Genomic DNA, 19,371 nt, shown 5'->3' with positions numbered 1-19,371 from the left:
TCTGTTTTGGTCAGGTTTGTCGGTAAACCCGAGGTGAAAGGGCGGGGCCGTTCAGATGAGAGCGGCGATGTAGAGGGCGATGGTGGCCAGCATGGCGATGATCCAGACGAGGGAGCGCCAAGGGTTCCACCCGAAAGCATAGGCGGGGATGTAGAGGACGCGTGCGGCGAGGTAGACCCACGCAGCCGCCGAGGTGACGGTGGTCTCCTGCGCGGTCACGGTGATGAGCAACACGGCGGCGGCGAAGAAGGGGAACATCTCCACGTGGTTGTCATAGGCACGCATCATCCGCGCGGTGGCGGGACGCATCTCGCGGCTCGGCGCATTGTCGCGCGACCCTGACGTGTAGTCCGAGCCAAGATCACGGTTCGCCATGACAGAGGCCACCGCGAATTGAACGAAGTGCATGAGGCCTGCGAGGGCGAGGGGGATGAGTGTTTGGGTCATGAGCTAATAGACTTTGTGAAGCCACCTAGTATTCCGCCAAGGAAGTCGCCCACTTGCGCGTAGGATTTCTCGCCAGAACTTACTTTTTTAACAGCTTCCGACATCTTGTCAGTATCGTCGCCAATTTTGATGGTGTGGCCTAGGGCGACCAAACCATAAGAAGTTAGACTGATATTTTGGACTACGCCACCTGCGATATCACCGATTGTTCGATGATATGCCTCTACGCGAATTATCCCTTCTGCTTCCAGCCATTTAAGACATGGATAAAAGTAAGGGGCGTATTCATCGTCTAGCATGAGATTGGAGAACTGTAGTGTCCACTCTTGGATGCCAATTTCTATGGCGTTATCGAGAATTTTCGCGATTACAATTTCGCTTCTTTCGAAGTTATCCATGATCTCACAACTTCCGAATGATTGAGCGGGCCGTTGGCCCGCCCAAGTTATTCTTACAGATCCATCAGCAGGCGACGCGGATCTTCGAGCGCTTCTTTGACGCGCACGAGGAAGGTCACGGCGCCTTTGCCGTCGACGATGCGGTGATCGTAGGAGAGGGCCAGATACATCATCGGGCGGATCACGACTTCACCGTTGATCGCCATGGGGCGCTCTTGGATCTTGTGCATGCCGAGGATACCCGACTGCGGCGGGTTGAGGATCGGGGAGGACATCAGCGAGCCATAGACACCACCATTGGAGATGGTGAAGGTGCCGCCCTGCATTTCGGCCATGGACAGTTTCCCGTCGCGGGCGCGTTTGCCTTTCTCGGCGATCTCTTTCTCGATCTCGGCGAAGCTCTTGTTGTCCACGTCACGCAGGACGGGAACGACGAGGCCTTGCGGTGTGCCAGCGGCGATGCCCATGTGGACGAAGTTCTTGTAGACCACATCGGTGCCGTCGATTTCGGCGTTCACTTCCGGCACTTCTTTGAGCGCGTGGACACAGGCCTTGGTGAAGAAGGACATGAAGCCGAGGCGTGCGCCGTGCTTCTTCTCGAACTCGTCTTTGTATTGTTTGCGCAGGGCCATCACCTCGGTCATGTCCACCTCGTTGTAGGTGGTGAGCATGGCGGCGGTGTTCTGGCTCTCTTTGAGGCGGCGCGCGATGGTCTGGCGCAGCTTTGTCATTTTCACGCGCTCTTCGCGGGCGGCGTCATCGGCGGGCGATGCAGGGCGCGGTGCAGCAGAGGGTGCGGGCGCCTTGGCGGGCGCGGAGGCGGCTTTGAGCACGTCCTCTTTCATGATGCGACCGTCTTTGCCCGTGCCCGTGACGGAAGCGGGGTCGATGCCTTTCTCGGCCATCAGCTTGTTGGCGGAGGGGGCGTTTTCCACGTCCTTGCCTGTCGAAGCGGCAGGGGCAGCGGCGGCAGGTGCCGCAGCGGCGGAGGCAGCGCCAGCGCCAGAGGAAAGCTCGGCCAGTTTACCGCCAGCGGAGACAGTGTCGCCTTCGTTCGCGATGATCGCGGTCAGGGTGCCAGCGGCAGGGGCGGGCACTTCGACGGAGACTTTATCTGTTTCGAGTTCGCAGAGCATTTCGTCGGCGGCAACGCTGTCACCTACGGCTTTGAACCATGTGGCAACGGTGGCCTCGGAGACGCTTTCGCCAAGGGTCGGAACCATCACGTCGACGGTTTCGGCAGCGGATGCGGCAGGTGCGGGCTCGGCTTTGGCTTCGGCCTTGGGTGCGGGAGCGGCCCCTTCTCCCTCGGAGAGCGTGGCGAGCAGGGCGTCGACACCGACGGTTTCGCCTTCGGCAGCGACGATTTCGCCAAGGGTGCCAGCGGCGGGCGAGGGCACTTCGACGGTCACTTTGTCGGTTTCCAGCTCACAGAGCATTTCATCGACGGCAACAGCATCGCCAGGCTTTTTGAACCATGTGGCGACAGTGGCCTCGGTGACGCTTTCGCCAAGGGTGGGGACGCGGACTTCTACGGACATGGGGTTATCCTTCGATGTTGAGCGCATCGTTCACGAGCGCCGTTTGTTGTGCTTTGTGCTGCGAGGCAAGGCCCGTTGCGGGCGATGCGGAGGCGTTACGACCCGTGTAGGTGGGACGGGTGTGTTTGGCGCCGATACGGGTGAGAACCCATTCGATGTTGGGCTCCACGAAATTCCACGCGCCTTGGTTCTTCGGCTCTTCCTGACACCAGACCATTTCGGCGTTCTTGAAGCGCTCCAGCTCCTTGACGAGGCTGAGGGCGGGGAAGGGGTAGAACTGTTCGAGGCGCATGATGTAGACGTCGTCGATGCCAGCGGCGTCGCGGGCTTCGAGCAGGTCGTAGTAGACCTTGCCCGAACACATGACGACGCGTTTGATCTTCTCGTCCTTGACCAGCTTGGTCTCGCTCAGGCCCGTGGGCGAGGTGGAGTCGGCATCGTCCCACAGAACGCGGTGGAAAGATGATCCCGTGACGAAATCCTTGGCATCGGAGACCGCGAGTTTGTGACGCAGAAGGGATTTCGGCGTCATCAGGACAAGCGGTTTACGGTAGCTGCGGTGGATCTGGCGGCGCAGGATGTGGAAGTAGTTGGCTGGCGTCGAGCAGTTGGCGACGATCCAGTTGTCCTGACCACACATTTGCAGGAAGCGTTCAAGGCGCGCGGAGGAGTGCTCCGGTCCCTGACCCTCATAGCCGTGCGGCAGCAGGCAGACGAGGCCCGACATGCGCAGCCATTTGCTTTCGCCCGAGGAGATGAACTGGTCGAACATGATCTGCGCACCGTTGGCGAAGTCGCCGAACTGTGCTTCCCAGAGCGTCAGCGCGTTGGGTTCGGCCAGCGAGTAGCCGTATTCGAAGCCCAGCACGGCGTATTCGGAGAGCATCGAGTCGATGACCTCGTAATGCGCCTGACCCTCTCGGATGTTGTTGAGCGGGTAGTAGCGCTCCTCGGTCGACTGGTTGATGAAGGCCGAGTGGCGTTGCGAGAAGGTGCCGCGTGTGGAGTCCTGACCCGACAGGCGCACGGGGTAGCCTTCCGTGAGCAGGGAGCCGAAGGCCAGCGCCTCGGCCGTGGCCCAGTCGAAGCCCTTGCCCTCTTCAAACATCTTCGCCTTGGCCGCGAGTTGGCGCGCCACGGTTTTGTGGATGTTGAATTCCTCGGGATAGGAGGTCAGCGACTTGCCCACTTCCGTCATGGTCTGTTCGGAAATCGCGGTTTCGCCGCGCTGATACTCTTCGCCCTCGGCGTTGAGGTGTTTCCAGCGCCCGTCGAGCCAGTCGGCCTTGTTCGGCTTGTAGGTCTTGCCCGCCTCGAACTCGTCGTTGAGGTGCGACTGGAACTGCGCCTTCATATCCTCGATCTCGCCTTCGGGGATGAGACCATCCTTGACGAGACGCTCGGTGTAGAGTTGCAGCGTCGTTTTGTGCCGCTTGATGTTGGTATACATCTGCGGGTTGGTGAACATCGGCTCGTCGCCTTCGTTGTGACCGAAGCGGCGGTAGCAGAAGATGTCGATGACCACGTCTTTGTGGAACTTCTGGCGGAACTCGGTGGCCACTTTGGCCGCGTGGACCACGGCTTCCGGATCGTCGCCGTTGACGTGGAAGATCGGGGCCTCGACCATCAGCGCGATATCCGTCGGATAAGGCGAGGAGCGCGAGAAGTGCGGCGCGGTGGTGAAGCCGATCTGGTTGTTCACAACGATATGGATCGTGCCGCCCGTTTTGTGACCGCGCAGACCCGACAGGCCGAAACATTCGGCCACGACACCCTGACCCGCAAAGGCTGCGTCGCCGTGCAGAAGCACGGGGATCACGGAGGTGCGATCAGGGTCGTTTTTCTGGTCGGTCTTGGCGCGGACCTTGCCGAGCACAACGGGGTTCACCGCCTCAAGGTGCGAGGGGTTCGCAGTGAGCGACAGGTGGACCTTGTTGCCATCAAACTCGCGGTCGGAGGACGCGCCGAGGTGATATTTCACATCGCCGGAACCGTCCACATCGTCGGGTTTGAAGGAGCCGCCCTGAAATTCGTTGAAGATCGCGCGGTAGGGTTTGCTCATCACGTTGGCGAGAACCGACAGACGCCCACGGTGGGGCATCCCGATCACGACCTCTTTCGCGCCGAGGTTGCCGCCGCGTTTGATGATCTGTTCCATCGCGGGGATGAGGCTTTCGCCGCCATCAAGGCCGAAACGCTTCGTGCCCATGTATTTGACGTGCAGGAATTTCTCGAAACCTTCGGCCTCGACGAGCTTGTTCAGGATCGCCTTGCGGCCCTCGCGGGTGAAGGCGATTTCCTTGCCATAGCCCTCAATGCGCTCCTTGAGCCAGCCCGCTTGTTCGGGGTCGGAGATGTGCATGTATTGCAGCGCGAAGGTGCCGCAATAGGTGCGTTTGACGATCTCCAGAATGGTGCGCATGGAGGCGGTATGCAGGCCCAGCACATGATCGAGGAAGATCGGGCGGTCCATGTCGGCTTCGGTGAAGCCGTAGCTTTTTGGGTCCAGTTCGGGATGCGGTGTCGCATCGCGCATACCAAGCGGATCGAGATCGGCGACGAGGTGGCCGCGGATACGGTAGGCGCGGATAATCATCAACGCGCGCACCGAGTCCAGAACGGCACGCTGGATCACGTCCTCGGAGAGATCGACTTTCTTCTCGACGGCTTTTTCGCGGATCTTTTTCTCCACGGCGGCGGGCTCGGCCCATTGACCGTCAAGCGCGGAAGTCAGTTCGTCGTTGGGAACGGGCGGCCAGTCGGCGCGCGCCCATGAGGGGCCAGCGGCCTCGGCCTGCACATCGAGCGAGTTGTCACCGAGCGACGCGAAGAACGCGGCCCAGCTTTCATCCACGGAGGAGGGGTCTTGCGTATATTGCGCATAGACCTGTTCGAGATACTCCGCGTTATGCCCCTGCATAAAGGAGGAGGCGTGGAACTCGTCGTTGGAGGAGTGGTCGTTCATCTCTCTTGACCTTTCTGGACGGCGTGGCCGTGTGTTTCGTGCGTATGAGGCGCACATCGCCTTTAAGTGGGTGCGCCTGCGCCCCGATTAATGTGGGCGCAGGCGAAGTTTTTTCCAGCTCTTGCGAGAGGCGATTAGCCGTTTTTGATCGCTTCCGCGACGGCTTCGCCCAGCGTAGCGGGGCTGTCGGCCACAACGATACCAGCGGATTTCATAGCTTCAATCTTGCTTTCCGCATCGCCCTTGCCGCCTGCGACGATGGCGCCAGCGTGGCCCATGCGGCGGCCCGGAGGTGCGGTGCGACCAGCGATGAAGCCAGCGGTCGGTTTCCAACGGCCTTTTTTGCGCTGCTCGGCGAGGAACTCGGCGGCTTCCTCTTCAGCGGAACCACCGATTTCACCGATCATGATGATCGACTGGGTTTCGTCGTCGTCGAGGAACATGTCGAGCACGTCGATGTGCTCTGTGCCTTTGATCGGGTCGCCGCCGATGCCCACAGCGGTGGACTGGCCGAGGCCGAGATCGGAGGTCTGCTTCACAGCTTCATAGGTCAGCGTGCCCGAGCGGGACACAACACCCACGGAGCCGCGCTTGTGAATGTGACCCGGCATGATGCCGATTTTGCAGGCGTCGGGCGTGATGACACCAGGGCAGTTCGGGCCGATGAGGCGCGAGGAGCTGCCTTCGAGCGCACGTTTGACCTTCATCATGTCGAGAACAGGAATGCCCTCGGTGATGCAGATGATCAGTTCCATTTCGGCGTCGATCGCTTCGAGGATCGAGTCGGCTGCGAAGGGCGGGGGCACGTAGATCACGGAAGCATTGGCTTCGGTGACGTGCTTCGCCTCATGCACGGAGTTGAACACGGGCAGGTCGAGGTGCTTTTGGCCACCTTTGCCCGGGGTCACGCCGCCGACCATCTTGGTGCCGTAAGCAATCGCTTGCTCGGAGTGGAAGGTGCCTTGCGAGCCTGTGAAGCCCTGACAGATAACCTTGGTGTTTTCGTCTACGAGGATAGCCATGTCGTTGTGCTTTCTCTGGTTCAATTCTAAGGGCGCCCAAACGCGGCGCGGTGAGAGTTAACCGTCACGCCCAAAGGGGCTGCGGGATATAAGGATGATGGCGATGGCAAACATAAGAGGGATGCCAAATTCGCCGACTTCTTCGATGACGCCGAAAAGGTTGTTCTGGTCTTCACTGACGGAGATGCCGAATGGTTCAAGTTTGCGCGCAATCCCGTCGATGGATTTGGAGAAAACGAGAAAGACCACGCCCAAAAGCACCGCAACCGATGCTGCGTCAAAGCGTGCCAGACCGGCAAGGAAAGCCCGTGTTTCACGGCGCAGAAGGATCAGACAGCTTGCAATAATACCTAGCAGGATCGCAGCTGAAATCACCAGTTCGACCGGACCGACCGTATCACCAGTATATTGGCGCAGTTTGAGGAGACCCTCTGTAAAAGGGATTTTGTCCAGATCCAGCTCGCGTGCTGCACAGACAGCAAGCACGACAACGAAGTACCACTTGGACCAAACCGCCTCGCGCGGCCACAGCACGAACAACAACACAATGCAGCCGATATAGCCAAGCATGGACGCAACTTCGAAAAGGCCGCCTTCAGCCACGATCGATTTCTGGCTTGCCAACGGCAATTGCGCCACCAGCACAATCAACACAAGGATCACTGCTGCTGCGCCAAATACCAATCCCAGACCGGATTTACGGCTTGAGTATGCTGCGGGAGCGTTCATTGGCGCACCTCATTTACAGGGAAAAACCGTTCCGCGTTTGCAAGGGCATAGTTTCGGCCAGAGCCGAAACTATCCGACGCCAAGGCATTTCCCGCCGCGGTCGATATCGCGTGAGTCGTAACAGCAGTGCCAGCCCCCGAAAGGGGAGCTGACATGCAAACTGTTGCTGCGGAAAATGCGGTATGCATCTCGATCAGCCCTTCACCGCTTTCACGATTTTCTGCGCGCCGTCTTTGAGGTCGTCGGCAGCGATGACGTTGAGGCCGGAGTTCGCGATGATCTCTTTGCCTTTTTCAACGTTGGTGCCTTCGAGACGGACAACGAGCGGCACCTGAAGGCCCACTTCTTTCACGGCGGCGATGACGCCTTCTGCGATGATGTCACAGCGCATGATGCCACCGAAGATGTTCACGAGGATGCCTTTGACGTTGTCGTCAGAGGTGATGATCTTGAACGCTTCGGTGACTTTCTCTTTGGTCGCGCCGCCGCCTACGTCGAGGAAGTTGGCAGGCTCTGCGCCGTAGAGTTTGATGATGTCCATGGTGGCCATCGCCAGACCCGCGCCGTTCACCATGCAACCGATCTCGCCATCAAGCGCGATGTAGTTGAGGTCGTGTTGGGACGCGGCGAGTTCTTTGGGGTCTTCTTCGGTTTCGTCACGTAGGCCCACGATGTCGGGGTGACGATAGAGTGCGTTGCCGTCAAAGCCTGCTTTACAGTCGAGGCATTTGATGTCGCCCGCGGGGGTGACGATCAGCGGGTTGATTTCCAGCATCTCCATGTCTTTCTCGACGAAGAGACGGTAGAGGTTGGAGATCAGCTGCACGCATTGTTTGACCTGCTTGCCTTCGAGGCCCAGAGCAAATGCGACGCGGCGGCCGTGGAACCCTTGCAGGCCCGTGGCGGGATCGATGGAGAAGGAGAGAATTTTCTCGGGTGTCTTGTCAGCCACTTCCTCGATGTCCATACCGCCTTCAGTGGAAGCGACGATGGAAACGCGGGAAGACTGGCGATCCACGAGAAGGGCGAGGTAGAGTTCGCGCTCGATGTCGGAACCGTCCTCGATGTAGATGCGGTTGACCTGTTTGCCTGCGGGGCCGGTCTGATGGGTCACGAGTGTGTGGCCGAGCATACGGTTGGCTTCCTGAGCGGCTTCCTCGACCGATTTGGCCAGTCGCACACCGCCTTTTTCGCCTGCGCCGGCTTCCTTGAAGGAACCCTTGCCGCGGCCACCTGCGTGGATCTGGGCTTTCACCACCCACAGCGGGCCGTCAAGCTCGCCTGCCGCCGCTTTGGCGTCGTTGGCGTTCAGAACGACGCGACCGTCAGAGACGGGGGCGCCATATTCCTTGAGAAGGCTTTTGGCCTGGTACTCGTGGATATTCATGGAACTGTCCTATTATCGTTCGTGTTCACTGCCCACATGACACACCCGATCGGGCTGAAGAAACGATTATTTGCCGTGTTAGCGGTAAATGTGCCTGAATTTTCACTTTTGTGATCACAGCGTCAAATCGTGTGATCACAAATCGGCTGCGTGTGATGAGAATCACGGCGAAGCCGCGATATGCCCCTTTGATGGGTATCTTGGTGCGCGGCATGGTATCGACTCGTGCCGAGCGTTCTGGCGGATCGCGTGGTGACAGATAAACTGCTGCCACGAAAAAGGCCCGCGCGATGCACGGGCCTTTTGAAATGTCGTGTTGTGGGGCCGATCAGCCGAGGTTGCTGTCGATGCCTTTGCAGGCTTCCACGAGACCTTTGACCGCATCCACGGATTTGTCGAACATCGCCTGCTCTTCTTTGGAGAGCTTGATGTCCACGACCTTCTCGATGCCGCCCGCGCCGATGATCGTCGGGACGCCGACGTAGAAGCCGTCGAGGCCAAGTTCGCCATCGCAGTAAGCCGCGCAGGGCAGGAGGCGTTTTTGGTCTTTGAGGTAGGCTTCGGCCATCTCGATTGCGGAGGTGGCAGGGGCGTAGAAGGCGGAGCCGGTTTTCAGCAGGCCAACGATTTCGGCGCCACCGTCACGGGTGCGCTGGATGATCGCGTCGAGTTTTTCCTGCGTGGTCCAGCCCATTTCCACCAGATCGGGCAGCGGGATGCCGCCAACGGTGGAGTAACGGGTGGAGGGCACCATGGTGTCGCCGTGGCCGCCGAGAACGAAGGCGGTGACGTCTTTCATGGAGACGTTGAATTCCACCGACAGGAAGTGGCGGAAGCGTGCGCTGTCGAGAACGCCAGCCATGCCGACAACCTTGTTGGTGGGCAGGCCGGAATACTGTTGCAGCGCCCAAACCATCGCGTCGAGCGGGTTGGTGATGCAGATAACGAATGCGTCGGGTGCGTGGGCTTTGATGCCTTCGCCGACCGACTTCATCACCTTGAGGTTGATGCCGAGAAGGTCGTCGCGTGACATGCCGGGCTTACGGGGAACACCAGCGGTGACGATGCAGACATCAGCGCCTGCGATGTCGGCGTAATCGTTGGTGCCGACCATTGTTGCGTCGAACCCCTCGGACGGGCCGGACTCCGCGATATCGAGGGCTTTGCCCTGCGGGGTGCCTTCTGCGATGTCGAACAGAACGACGTCACCAAGTTCTTTGAGAGCGGCGAGGTGGGCGAGCGTGCCGCCGATTTGACCTGCGCCGATTAGGGCAATCTTGGGTCTGGCCATGAATTTGTCTCCGGTCAGTTGGATTGAGAACGGGCGCATGGGTAGCCCTTTGCGTGCATTGGTGCAAGGGCGCTAGCGGCCGCACGCGGGGGCAACCCGCTGGCGTTAGCGTTAAACCCGCCTTATTCATCGGGGAAAGAGATATTTAAGAAATCGGAGCGGCCCATGGTCCTTGATGCCCATTTTTTCGCCTTTGCGATCCCTGCGGTGATTTTTGCGGGCATGTCGAAGGGCGGTTTCGGATCAGCGGCGGCCTTTGCCGCGACACCTTTTCTGGCGCTGATTCTCACCCCGGGACAGGCCATCGGACTGATGCTGCCGCTTCTGATGGTGATGGATGTGACCGCGCTCCGTGTGTTCTGGCGCAAGTGGGACTGGAAAATCGCGCGCAATCTGATTGTTGGTTCCTTGCCAGGAATTGCGCTGGCGGGATTGCTCTACGGGGTCGCCTCGCCAGATGTGTTCCGCTTTCTGATCGGGGTCGTGGCGATCGGATTCGTCGCCTACCAAGGTGCCAAGGCACGCGGATGGGTGCCGACGCCGAAGACGCAGATGGGCACAAAGGGCGGGCTGTTCTGGGGGGGCGTGACGGGCTTCACTTCCTTTATCAGCCATGCGGGCGGGCCACCCGCCGCCGTATATATGCTTAGTCAGAAGATGGATAAGACCACCTATCAGGCAACCAGCGTTCTGGTGTTTTGGGCGATAAATCTGCTCAAGTTCATCCCCTATTTCATCGTTGGTATTTTCAGCGCTGATACCTTTAAGGCAGATGTGATGCTGATTCCCGCCGCCGTCGCGGGCGTGTTGATCGGAGCCTATATGCACCACAAGATGTCGGACCGTCTGTTCTTTGCGCTGGCCTATATCTTCCTTGTCGTCACGGGCACGAAGTTGATTTTTGACGCGCTGACCTGAGCGACGTTTGACGGATTCGGGATAAGCGGCACGAAAATTTCTGCGTCGCGGCGCATTTGGGCTTGCGCAATGGTGCCGAAATGTGCCTCTTTGCGCAATAATGTTGCTCGACCAATTTGCCCGAAGGGAAGAACCAATGACACAGGCCCGCCCGTTCCGCTCTGCTCTCTATATTCCAGGCTCCAAGGAGCGCGCCTTGGAAAAGGCGAAGGGTCTGGCCTGTGACGCGATTCTGTTCGATCTTGAAGATGCGGTTGCACCCGACGAAAAGGTCGGTGCGCGCGCAACGCTTGTTGCGGCGATTGCTGCGGGGGGCTACGGCGCACGGGCCAAAATCGTGCGTGTGAACGGGTTCGATACCCCTTGGGGCCGTGACGATGTGGCCGCTTTCAAAGGGGCGGATATCGACGGCATCCTTTTGCCGAAGGTCGAGAACGCGGAGATGGTCGAGGAACTGGCGCAGGCTATCCCCGACGTGCCGCTTTGGACGATGATGGAAACGCCGCTAGGCATGATCAACGCGCCCGAGATCGCCGCTCATCCTCGCATGGCGGGCTTTGTGATGGGCACGAACGACCTCGCCAAGGAACTCAACACCCGTCACCGCGCCGACCGTTTGCCGATGATGGGCGGGCTGCACCTGTGCCTGATCGCTGCGCGCGCCTACGGGTTGGTGGCGCTCGACGGGGTATATAATGCCTTCAAGGATGCCGAGGGGTTGCAGGCGGAATGCGAGCAGGGCCGCGACATGGGATTTGATGGCAAGACCCTGATCCACCCTGCGCAGCTTGAAATCGCCAATGCCGCCTTTGCGCCCAGTGCGGAAGAAGTGGACCTCGCCCGCCGCCAGATCGCTGCCTTTGAGGAGGCGGAAGCGCGCGGCGAGGGGGTTGCGGTTGTGGATGGTAAAATCGTGGAGAATTTGCATATCGTGACGGCGCGGGCCACGCTCGCCAAGCATGATGCAATCAACGCGATGGAGTAAGCCATGGAATTCTTGATCTTGGGGGTGTTGCTGTGGAGCGGCGCGCACCTGTTTAAACGGCTCGCGCCGACCGCGCGCGCGAAGCTAGGCGAAAGGGGCAAGTCACCGATTGCCATTGTGATCGTTGCGTCAGTTCTCATGATGGTGATCGGCTATCGCGGGAACGAGAGCGATGTGCTCTACGTGCTGCCCGAATTTACCCGCCACATTAACAACCTGCTGATGCTGATTGCGGTGGCGTTGCTGGGCCTTGGCAATTCCAAGAGCCGTCTGCGTGCGAAAATGCGGCATCCGATGCTCGCGGGGGTTGTTGTTTGGTCCGTGGCGCACCTTTTGGTCAACGGCGATGTGGCTTCGATCGTGTTGTTCGGCGGTTTGCTGATCTGGGCCTTGGTTGAAATGGTGGTCATCAACGCGAAGGTTTCCGATTACGTGCCCTATACGGGCGGGTCGGTCGCGGGAGATGTGCGGTTGGCGCTGATCACCTTGGTGGTCTTTGCGGTGATCGGGGTGCTCCACATGTATATCGGCCCTTCGCCGTTCCCGATGTGAGGTGTGCGCGATGAAAGCCTACAGATTGCTGACCGAAGAAGACACGTCGGCCTTTTGCCACAAGGTGACAGAGGCGCTGAACAAGGGATGGGCGCTGCATGGCTCGCCGTCCTATGCGTTTGATGCGACCACGGGGAAGATGCGCTGTGCGCAGGCCGTGGTGAAGGAGGCCGAGGGCGACTATTCGCCTGAGGTGAAACTGGGCCAGCTTTAGGCTCCCTGATCGGGCGGGGATGCGCAGGCCCACGCGCGGCATCCGCCCGACAGCCATTGGAAGAGTAGAGAGATGAAAACCAATTCGGGACGATTTTTTGAGGATTACCATGTCGGTCAGGTGATTGAGCATGCTGTGCCGCGCACCCTGTCAGGGGGTGAACGGGCGCTTTATCATGCGCTCTATCCCGCGCGTCATGCACTCTATTCCTCCGATGAGTTCGCCGCCGAATGCGGGCTGGAGGTCGCGCCGCTGGACGATCTGATCGCCTTCCACACGGTCTTCGGGAAAAGCGTGCCTGATATTTCGCTCAATGCTGTGGCTAACCTTGGCTATGCCGAAGGGCGTTGGCTCAAACCTGTGGTAGCAGGCGATACGCTGCGCTCGGTTTCCGAGGTCATCGGAGTGAAGCAGAATTCCAACGGCAAGTCTGGCGTCGTCTGGGTCCGTACCAAGGGGATCAACCAGTTCGACGAGGAAGTTCTTGAGTATGTTCGCTGGGTGATGGTGCGTAAAGGTGATCTGGACGCACCCGCGCCTGAGGCGGTGATCCCAGATCTGGCGGGAAACGTCTCGGTCGAAGATCTGGTGATTCCCGAAGGTCTGGATTTCTTGCGCTACAACTTCACGCTGGCGGGCGAGGAGCATCGCTGGGCAGACTACGAAGTGGGCGAACGGATCGACCATGTGGATGGCGTGACCATCGAGGACGCAGAGCACATGATGGCCACGCGGCTGTGGCAGAACACGGCCAAGGTCCACTTTGACGCGACCAATCGCGCGGACGGAAAGCGTCTGATCTACGGCGGGCACGTCATTTCGCTGGCCCGCGCGCTCAGTTTCAACGGCTTGGCCAATGCGCAGATGATTGTGGCGCTCAACAGCGGTGCCCATGCCAATCCCTGTTTTGCGGGTGACACGGTGCGGGCCTATTCCGAAGTGCTCGATAAGGCGGAGACCCCCGCTCCAGGTGTCGGAGCGATCCGTTTGCGGCTGGTGGCCTATAAAGACGGCGCGCCCGAGTTTGCGCTCAAGGGAGAGGACGGGAAATACCATCCCGACGTGCTTCTTGATCTCGATTACTGGGCCTTGATGCCGCTTTGAGCCGAAGGCGCCCTGCGGGGCGTTTTCGCGCAGAAAGCAAATTCCCGTGTGTTTTTGTCGGGTTAATGCGGTCGGGCCACGCCCTTTGATGTGGATCAATTCACAAAGCTGCATATTTGAAGGTTTTTGTGATCACGCCAAATAATTTGTGATCACATGGGCCGAAAATCGACATGGCTTGTGTTGTTTTCGGGGTGCGTTAGCGCTCACGGGTGGTGACTCGCCGTGCAAAAAGGGTATTACGGGGGCAATCAATGACCGCATCAATCGTGAAAGGACAGCATCCATGGCTGATGTGAACCGCGGCAATCGTCCGCTTTCCCCCTTTATGATCGGCCCGTATTATCGGCCGCAAATGACGTCCATGTCTTCGATCATGGTTCGCATCACCGGCATAGCTTCGCTGATCTCTATGTTCTTCGTCGTCTGTTGGTTCCTCGCGGCGGCAACGTCGCCCGAAGCATTCAAGATGATCGACGGGATCTATACGAGCTGGATCGGCAATGCGGCGGTGTTCCTCGCGACATGGGCGCTCTGGTTCCACATGCTTGGACGCCTCCGGCACGTTGTCTGGGACTTCGGGTATCTACTTGATGTCGAGACATCGGAAAAAATGGGTTGGGGCATGTTTATCGGGGCAACTATCCTGAGCGTTCTGACCGCGATCGTGTTTCTTGTGTGCTGAGAGGGCTGGATATGAATTTTCTTACAGACCGTAAACGTGCTGTCGGGCTTGGTGCTGGCGGATCGAGTGCGCATCACCACTGGCTGACCATCGCGACCTCTCTGTCGCTGATCGTGCTTGTGCCCCTGTTCATCTTTACATTCGGCAGCGCTCTGGGCGGGTCTTACGAGGATGTGGTTGCCTTCTACAGCAAGCCTTTCCACGCGATTGCCACAGCGCTTTGCCTCGTTGGCGGGATCATCCATTTCAAGACCGAAGTGGATGAGGCCGTTGAGGACTATGTGGGCGGTATCAAGCGCAAGCTGACGCTGATCGTAGTCGCAGGATTTTGCTACACGCTGATGGCGAGCGGACTGTTCGCCCTTTTGAAACTCGCCATTCAGTAATGCGCGCGAAGAAAGACTGAGTAATGACAGCAGCATATGAATATGAAACCCACGACTATGACGTGGTTGTCGTCGGTGCCGGTGGCTCTGGCCTTCGTGCAACGCTTGGTATGGCGGAACAGGGTCTGCGCACCGCCTGTGTGACGAAGGTCTTCCCGACCCGCTCGCACACGGTTGCCGCGCAGGGGGGCATTGCGGCCTCTCTTGGCAACATGGGGCCCGACAGCTGGCAGTGGCACATGTATGACACCGTGAAGGGCTCCGACTGGCTCGGCGACACCGACGCGATGGAATATCTTGCCCGCGAAGCGCCCAAGGCGGTTTACGAACTTGAGCATTACGGCGTGCCGTTCTCGCGCACCGAAGAGGGCAAGATCTACCAACGTCCTTTCGGCGGCCACACCACTGAATTCGGTGAAGGCCCGCCCGTGCAGCGCACCTGTGCCGCGGCTGACCGCACGGGTCACGCGATCCTGCACACGCTTTACGGCCAGTCGCTCAAGAATAACGCCGAATTCTATGTCGAGTATTTCGCCATCGACCTGATCATGTCCGAAGACGGCGTGTGTCAGGGGGTTGTCTGCTGGAAGCTCGATGACGGCACGATGCATGTGTTCAATGCGAAGATGGTCGTGCTGGCCACGGGCGGCTATGGCCGCGCCTACTTCTCCGCGACATCCGCTCACACCTGCACTGGCGACGGTGGCGGCATGGTGGCGCGCGCAGGTCTTGCGCTTCAGGACATGGAATTCGTTCAGTTCCACCCGACGGGTATCTACGGCTCTGGCTGTCTGATCACCGAAGGTGCGCGCGGGGAAGGTGGCTATCTCACCAACTCCGAAGGTGAGCGTTTCATGGAGCGCTATGCGCCGACCTACAAGGATCTCGCGCCGCGTGACTACGTGTCCCGTTCGATGACGCTGGAAATCCGCGAAGGGCGCGGTGTGGGTGAGAATGGTGATCACATTCACCTCAACCTCAGTCACTTGCCCGCCGAAGCGCTGGCCGAACGCCTCCCGGGTATTTCCGAATCCGCGAAAATCTTCGCTGGTGTGGATGTGACCAAAGAGCCGATTCCCGTGCTGCCGACCGTTCACTACAACATGGGCGGTATTCCGACGAACTATCACGGCGAGGTTCTCAACCCGACGAAGAAAGACCCCAATGCGGTCGTTCCGGGTCTGATGGCCGTGGGCGAAGCGGGCTGTGCCTCGGTGCATGGCGCAAACCGTCTTGGTTCCAACTCGCTGATCGACCTCGTCGTCTTTGGCCGTGCTGCCGCGATCCGTGCGGGCGAGATCGTCGATCCGTCCACGCCGAACCCCGCGCTGAACCAAGCGTCGGTGGACAAGGCTTTCGACCGTTTCGACGGTCTGCGCCACGCCAAGGGCAATATCCCGACCGCCGAATTGCGGCTTGAGATGCAGAAGACGATGCAGGCAGACGCCGCCGTGTTCCGCACCGACAAGACGCTCAAGGAGGGGGTCGAGAAGATGACCGCCGTTGCGGGCAAGCTGGACGATCTGCACGTGACCGACCGTTCGCTGATCTGGAACTCCGATCTCATGGAGACGCTGGAGCTGACCAACCTGATGCCGAACGCGCTGGCCACCATCGTTGGCGCTGAGGCGCGCAAGGAGAGCCGCGGGGCGCACGCCCACGAGGACTATCCCGACCGCGACGACAAGAACTGGCGGGTGCACACCATCAGCCATGTCGATGGCAACTCGGTATCGCTCACCTACCGCGACGTGATCAAGGAGCCGCTCGTCAAAGAGAAAGACGGCGGCATCTCGGTCAAGAAGATCGCGCCGAAGGCGAGGACGTTTTGATGCGCGGCCGTTTCACATTCGCGACGGCAGGCGTGGCGTTTGCCGCACTTGCCTTGAGCGGTTGCGATGCGGTTGGCAATTTCGGCGTCGCCATGCAAGGGCGCGAGCCCGCAGCCATCACAGACGCGCAGACATATTCCGATGCCGCCGCAGATGCGAAGGCGCGTGAAGACTATGTTCCCGAGCTTTCTGGCGATTACGGAAAATCCACCTTCGATTGTGGGACCTCCGTTTTCGTTGGCGGGTCTGGCTACTGTATCAAGGACGGTCGCTGATGCGCGGCCGTTTGACACCTAATCCGCGTGCGGGCCGTGACCCGTATGCACCTGAATGCGCCCTGACGCGCGGCACGCAGACCTGCGTGTAAGGAGGGAAAGACATGGTTCAACTGACACTCCCGAAGAATTCCAAGATCGTAAAGGGCAAGACATGGCCGAAGCCTGAAGGCGCGACCAATGTCCGCAAGTTCCAGATCTATCGTTACAATCCCGACGAGGAGAAGAATCCCTCGGTGGACACGTATTTCCTCGATATGGACAAATGCGGTCCGATGGTTCTCGACGCGCTGATCAAGATCAAGAACGAGATTGATCCGACGCTGACCTTCCGTCGCTCCTGCCGTGAGGGTATCTGTGGCTCCTGTGCGATGAACATCGACGGGATCAACACGCTGGCCTGTATCTATGGTCTCGACGAGATCAAGGGCGATGTGAAGATCTACCCGCTGCCGCACATGCCCGTGGTGAAAGACCTCATCCCCGACCTAACCCACTTCTACGCGCAACACGCGTCGATCATGCCGTGGCTGGAGACAAAAACGAACCGCCCTGGTAAGGAGTGGAAGCAGTCGATCGAGGATCGCAAGAAGCTCGACGGTCTCTATGAGTGTGTGATGTGCGCCTCGTGCAGCACCTCTTGTCCCTCCTATTGGTGGAACGGCGACAAGTATCTCGGACCAGCCGCGCTCCTGCACGCCTACCGCTGGATCATCGACTCGCGCGATGAAGCCACAGGCGAACGTCTTGATGCGCTGGACGATCCGTTCAAGCTCTACCGCTGCCACACCATCATGAACTGTGCGAAGACCTGTCCGAAGGGGCTCAACCCTGCCGCAGCCATCGCGCATATCAAAGGCATGATGCTCGACCGCGCGCATTAAGCCGTGACGGACCCGCTCCTCTCGGCGCTCTTGCTTGCGGCCGTGGCGGGGATTTCGATCCCGCTCGGCGCGTGGCTTGGCTCTGTGCCGCGACTTGTGCCGGGATGGATGGAAGAGGAATTTAGACATAGCGTCGTCGCCGTTGGCGGCGGCGCTTTGTTTTCGGCGATTGCCTTGGTGCTTGTGCCCGAAGGGGCCGATCTGGTTCCGCCCGTGGCCGCCGTGGTGCTTTTAGGCGCGGGTGGATTGTGTTTCTACGCCATCGAGCGGTTCCTGATGTCGCGAGGCGGCCATGCGGCGCAATTCCTTGCCATGATGCTCGACTATCTGCCCGAGGCCGCGGCTCTCGGTGCGCTGGTGACGGGGCGACGGTCGGAGGCGGTGATGATGGCGGGGATCATCATGTTGCAGAACCTTCCCGAAGCCTTCAACGCCTACCGTGAGTTGGAAGAGGGGCACCGAGTGTCGCGTCGCCGCCAGTTGACCTTTTTTGCTCTGATGGTGCCGCTCGGCCCGCTCGCCGCATGGATTGGTATGGCGGTCCTGAGCGGGCGCGACCTGATTTTGGGCGGATTGATGCTCTTTTCCGCAGGTGGATTGCTCTATCTCATTTTTCAGGACATCGCGCCGAACGTGCGATTGGAGCGGCATTGGGGCCCACCCCTTGGCGCGGTTGGCGGCTTCCTCCTCGGTTTCGCGGGTCATCTCGCGACGGGAGGGTAAGGCGTGGCGATTCTTCTGCCGATCATCCTCATCGCAATCTATGTGACCATGTATTTGATGCGCTCGGACAAGACGGCGGCCTGCAAATGGCGACAGGTTGCACGCGAGGGTGATGAACGCACATGGCGCTGTCCCGTGTGTGGCGGGGAAGAAGTCACGACCGACGGAGCCGAGCCGCGCTTTTGCGGTGCGGGGAAGTCGAAGAGCTGAGGGTGTGGTTGTAAGGGGAAGCGCGGTGCCGCGCTGCCCCTTGGTTCCGTCAGGCTCAGAAGGCAGCTTCCAGAGCGATCTCGACCATATCGCCAAAGCTCTTTTCGCGTTGGTCGGAGGGCAGGGATTCGTGCGTCAGCAAGTGGTCGGACACGGTCATCACACCCAAGGCACGCACGCCGTGACGGGCAGCGACGGTGTAAAGCTCGGCGGCTTCCATCTCGACACCCAGAATGCCGTGGCGGATCATGGCTTCGTCAAGGTCGGGGCGCTCGGCATAGAACACGTCCGAAGAGTAGATGTTGCCGACATGGACACCGACATCACGCCCACGCGCGGAGGCAACGGCCTTTTCCAGTAGCCCGTAGTCGGCACAGGGCGCGTAATTGATTTCCTTGAAGAACCCCACGGACGGGGTTGTGCCCATGGTTGTGGCGGTCATGGCGATGATGACGTCGCGCACCTTAATATAGTCCTGCATCGCGCCACAGGAACCGATGCGGATCAGGGTCTTGGCCCCGTATTCGGTGATCAGTTCGTTGGCGTAGATGGAGATCGACGGCATTCCCATGCCGGAGCCGTGGATCGTGACGGGGTTGCCTTTATAGGTGCCCGTAAAGCCGAACATGCCGCGCACCTCGTTGACCAGTTTGGCCCCGTCGAGAAAATTCTCGGCGGCCCATTTGGCGCGATATGGATCGCCAGGCATCAGGACGGTTTCGGCAATGTCACCTTTGGCGGCGGAGATATGTGGCGTTGGCATCGGAGCACCTCTTTGATGATGAGTTACTCCGACTATATCTGCGGTCGCGGTGGATAAAAC

The 19,371-nt window shown here is 59.5% G+C and carries 21 protein-coding genes; 12 read left to right on the top strand and 9 right to left on the bottom strand.

Annotated features, from left to right (window positions below; genetic code table 11):
* Positions 1–51: 51 nt before the first annotated feature.
* From ACN0SC_RS10405 to mdh, 8 genes are all read right to left on the bottom strand, one after another.
* Positions 52–447, bottom strand: coding sequence for an MAPEG family protein (locus ACN0SC_RS10405; protein WP_417249619.1), 396 nt, complete (start codon positions 445–447; stop codon positions 52–54).
* Positions 444–845, bottom strand: coding sequence for a hypothetical protein (locus ACN0SC_RS10400; RefSeq protein ID WP_417249618.1), 402 nt, complete (start codon positions 843–845; stop codon positions 444–446). The genes ACN0SC_RS10405 and ACN0SC_RS10400 overlap by 4 nt, the downstream gene beginning before the upstream one ends.
* Positions 846–898: 53 nt before the next feature.
* On the bottom strand, positions 899–2,386 hold the full coding sequence (gene odhB / locus ACN0SC_RS10395) for a 2-oxoglutarate dehydrogenase complex dihydrolipoyllysine-residue succinyltransferase (RefSeq protein WP_417249617.1): 1,488 nt from the start codon (positions 2,384–2,386) through the stop codon (positions 899–901).
* Positions 2,387–2,390: 4 nt separating this feature from the next.
* A complete protein-coding gene (locus ACN0SC_RS10390) occupies positions 2,391–5,351 on the bottom strand; it encodes a 2-oxoglutarate dehydrogenase E1 component (protein ID WP_417249616.1) in 2,961 nt (986 codons plus the stop codon).
* Between the two features lie 134 nt (positions 5,352–5,485).
* A complete protein-coding gene (gene sucD, locus ACN0SC_RS10385; RefSeq protein ID WP_417249615.1) occupies positions 5,486–6,373 on the bottom strand; it encodes a succinate--CoA ligase subunit alpha in 888 nt (295 codons plus the stop codon).
* A 57-nt stretch (positions 6,374–6,430) separates the two neighbouring features.
* Positions 6,431–7,102 (bottom strand): hypothetical protein, encoded by a 672-nt coding sequence (locus tag ACN0SC_RS10380; RefSeq protein ID WP_417249614.1) that lies wholly within the window; start codon positions 7,100–7,102, stop codon positions 6,431–6,433.
* Positions 7,103–7,295: 193 nt separating this feature from the next.
* Positions 7,296–8,489, bottom strand: coding sequence for an ADP-forming succinate--CoA ligase subunit beta (gene sucC / locus ACN0SC_RS10375; RefSeq protein ID WP_417249613.1), 1,194 nt, complete (start codon positions 8,487–8,489; stop codon positions 7,296–7,298).
* Positions 8,490–8,817: 328 nt separating this feature from the next.
* The gene (gene mdh / locus ACN0SC_RS10370) at positions 8,818–9,780 is read right to left on the bottom strand and encodes a malate dehydrogenase (protein WP_417249612.1); all 963 of its coding nucleotides are present in this window, start codon (positions 9,778–9,780) and stop codon (positions 8,818–8,820) included.
* Between the two features lie 165 nt (positions 9,781–9,945).
* Here mdh and ACN0SC_RS10365 point away from each other — a divergent pair, with 165 nt between their 5' ends.
* From ACN0SC_RS10365 to ACN0SC_RS10310, 12 genes are all read left to right on the top strand, one after another.
* Positions 9,946–10,698: a sulfite exporter TauE/SafE family protein gene (locus ACN0SC_RS10365; RefSeq protein ID WP_417249611.1), complete on the top strand. Its 753-nt coding sequence runs from the start codon at positions 9,946–9,948 to the stop codon at positions 10,696–10,698.
* Positions 10,699–10,834: 136 nt separating this feature from the next.
* Entirely contained in the window at positions 10,835–11,683 is an 849-nt protein-coding gene (locus tag ACN0SC_RS10360) for an HpcH/HpaI aldolase/citrate lyase family protein (RefSeq protein ID WP_417249610.1), read from the top strand.
* A gap of 3 nt (positions 11,684–11,686) precedes the next feature.
* Entirely contained in the window at positions 11,687–12,235 is a 549-nt protein-coding gene (locus ACN0SC_RS10355) for an NnrU family protein (RefSeq protein WP_417249609.1), read from the top strand.
* A 10-nt stretch (positions 12,236–12,245) separates the two neighbouring features.
* Positions 12,246–12,449 (top strand): DUF1737 domain-containing protein, encoded by a 204-nt coding sequence (locus tag ACN0SC_RS10350; RefSeq protein WP_417249608.1) that lies wholly within the window; start codon positions 12,246–12,248, stop codon positions 12,447–12,449.
* A 72-nt stretch (positions 12,450–12,521) separates the two neighbouring features.
* Positions 12,522–13,553 carry a MaoC family dehydratase gene (locus ACN0SC_RS10345; protein ID WP_417249607.1) on the top strand — a complete coding sequence of 344 codons (1,032 nt, stop codon included), beginning with the start codon at positions 12,522–12,524 and terminating at the stop codon, positions 13,551–13,553.
* A 286-nt stretch (positions 13,554–13,839) separates the two neighbouring features.
* Positions 13,840–14,238 carry a succinate dehydrogenase, cytochrome b556 subunit gene (gene sdhC / locus ACN0SC_RS10340; protein WP_417249606.1) on the top strand — a complete coding sequence of 133 codons (399 nt, stop codon included), beginning with the start codon at positions 13,840–13,842 and terminating at the stop codon, positions 14,236–14,238.
* An 11-nt stretch (positions 14,239–14,249) separates the two neighbouring features.
* On the top strand, positions 14,250–14,624 hold the full coding sequence (gene sdhD / locus ACN0SC_RS10335; protein WP_417249605.1) for a succinate dehydrogenase, hydrophobic membrane anchor protein: 375 nt from the start codon (positions 14,250–14,252) through the stop codon (positions 14,622–14,624).
* Positions 14,625–14,647: 23 nt separating this feature from the next.
* Positions 14,648–16,456 (top strand): succinate dehydrogenase flavoprotein subunit, encoded by a 1,809-nt coding sequence (gene sdhA, locus ACN0SC_RS10330; protein ID WP_417249604.1) that lies wholly within the window; start codon positions 14,648–14,650, stop codon positions 16,454–16,456.
* The gene (locus ACN0SC_RS10325; RefSeq protein WP_417249603.1) at positions 16,456–16,731 is read left to right on the top strand and encodes a hypothetical protein; all 276 of its coding nucleotides are present in this window, start codon (positions 16,456–16,458) and stop codon (positions 16,729–16,731) included. Before sdhA ends, ACN0SC_RS10325 begins: the two co-directional genes overlap by 1 nt.
* Positions 16,732–16,835: 104 nt before the next feature.
* Positions 16,836–17,615, top strand: a complete 780-nt coding sequence (locus ACN0SC_RS10320; RefSeq protein ID WP_417249602.1) for a succinate dehydrogenase iron-sulfur subunit — start codon at positions 16,836–16,838, stop codon at positions 17,613–17,615.
* A 3-nt stretch (positions 17,616–17,618) separates the two neighbouring features.
* Positions 17,619–18,338 carry a ZIP family metal transporter gene (locus ACN0SC_RS10315; protein ID WP_417249601.1) on the top strand — a complete coding sequence of 240 codons (720 nt, stop codon included), beginning with the start codon at positions 17,619–17,621 and terminating at the stop codon, positions 18,336–18,338.
* Positions 18,339–18,341: 3 nt separating this feature from the next.
* Positions 18,342–18,548 (top strand): hypothetical protein, encoded by a 207-nt coding sequence (locus tag ACN0SC_RS10310; RefSeq protein ID WP_417249600.1) that lies wholly within the window; start codon positions 18,342–18,344, stop codon positions 18,546–18,548.
* 55 nt (positions 18,549–18,603) lie between these two features.
* Here ACN0SC_RS10310 and deoD read toward each other — a convergent pair whose 3' ends face one another.
* Positions 18,604–19,311, bottom strand: coding sequence for a purine-nucleoside phosphorylase (deoD, locus tag ACN0SC_RS10305; protein WP_417249599.1), 708 nt, complete (start codon positions 19,309–19,311; stop codon positions 18,604–18,606).
* Positions 19,312–19,371 lie beyond the last annotated feature (60 nt).

Origin of the sequence: Celeribacter sp. (genome assembly GCF_048261515.1) — a bacterium.
In the GTDB taxonomy this organism is placed as follows: domain Bacteria; phylum Pseudomonadota; class Alphaproteobacteria; order Rhodobacterales; family Rhodobacteraceae; genus Celeribacter.
Note: the sequence above shows the minus strand (reverse complement) of the source record. Positions and strands in the feature narration are given on the sequence as shown.

Excerpts from the sequence above, each read along its gene's own strand:
- ACN0SC_RS10405 (WP_417249619.1), bottom strand. The coding sequence starts at position 447 with ATGACCCAAACACTCATCCCCCTCGCCCTCGCAGGCCTCATGCACTTC.
- ACN0SC_RS10400 (WP_417249618.1), bottom strand. The coding sequence starts at position 845 with ATGGATAACTTCGAAAGAAGCGAAATTGTAATCGCGAAAATTCTCGAT.
- odhB (WP_417249617.1), bottom strand. The coding sequence starts at position 2,386 with ATGTCCGTAGAAGTCCGCGTCCCCACCCTTGGCGAAAGCGTCACCGAG.
- ACN0SC_RS10390 (WP_417249616.1), bottom strand. The coding sequence starts at position 5,351 with ATGAACGACCACTCCTCCAACGACGAGTTCCACGCCTCCTCCTTTATG.
- sucD (WP_417249615.1), bottom strand. The coding sequence starts at position 6,373 with ATGGCTATCCTCGTAGACGAAAACACCAAGGTTATCTGTCAGGGCTTC.
- ACN0SC_RS10380 (WP_417249614.1), bottom strand. The coding sequence starts at position 7,102 with ATGAACGCTCCCGCAGCATACTCAAGCCGTAAATCCGGTCTGGGATTG.
- sucC (WP_417249613.1), bottom strand. The coding sequence starts at position 8,489 with ATGAATATCCACGAGTACCAGGCCAAAAGCCTTCTCAAGGAATATGGC.
- mdh (WP_417249612.1), bottom strand. The coding sequence starts at position 9,780 with ATGGCCAGACCCAAGATTGCCCTAATCGGCGCAGGTCAAATCGGCGGC.
- ACN0SC_RS10365 (WP_417249611.1), top strand. The coding sequence starts at position 9,946 with ATGGTCCTTGATGCCCATTTTTTCGCCTTTGCGATCCCTGCGGTGATT.
- ACN0SC_RS10360 (WP_417249610.1), top strand. The coding sequence starts at position 10,835 with ATGACACAGGCCCGCCCGTTCCGCTCTGCTCTCTATATTCCAGGCTCC.
- ACN0SC_RS10355 (WP_417249609.1), top strand. The coding sequence starts at position 11,687 with ATGGAATTCTTGATCTTGGGGGTGTTGCTGTGGAGCGGCGCGCACCTG.
- ACN0SC_RS10350 (WP_417249608.1), top strand. The coding sequence starts at position 12,246 with ATGAAAGCCTACAGATTGCTGACCGAAGAAGACACGTCGGCCTTTTGC.
- ACN0SC_RS10345 (WP_417249607.1), top strand. The coding sequence starts at position 12,522 with ATGAAAACCAATTCGGGACGATTTTTTGAGGATTACCATGTCGGTCAG.
- sdhC (WP_417249606.1), top strand. The coding sequence starts at position 13,840 with ATGGCTGATGTGAACCGCGGCAATCGTCCGCTTTCCCCCTTTATGATC.
- sdhD (WP_417249605.1), top strand. The coding sequence starts at position 14,250 with ATGAATTTTCTTACAGACCGTAAACGTGCTGTCGGGCTTGGTGCTGGC.
- sdhA (WP_417249604.1), top strand. The coding sequence starts at position 14,648 with ATGACAGCAGCATATGAATATGAAACCCACGACTATGACGTGGTTGTC.
- ACN0SC_RS10325 (WP_417249603.1), top strand. The coding sequence starts at position 16,456 with ATGCGCGGCCGTTTCACATTCGCGACGGCAGGCGTGGCGTTTGCCGCA.
- ACN0SC_RS10320 (WP_417249602.1), top strand. The coding sequence starts at position 16,836 with ATGGTTCAACTGACACTCCCGAAGAATTCCAAGATCGTAAAGGGCAAG.
- deoD (WP_417249599.1), bottom strand. The coding sequence starts at position 19,311 with ATGCCAACGCCACATATCTCCGCCGCCAAAGGTGACATTGCCGAAACC.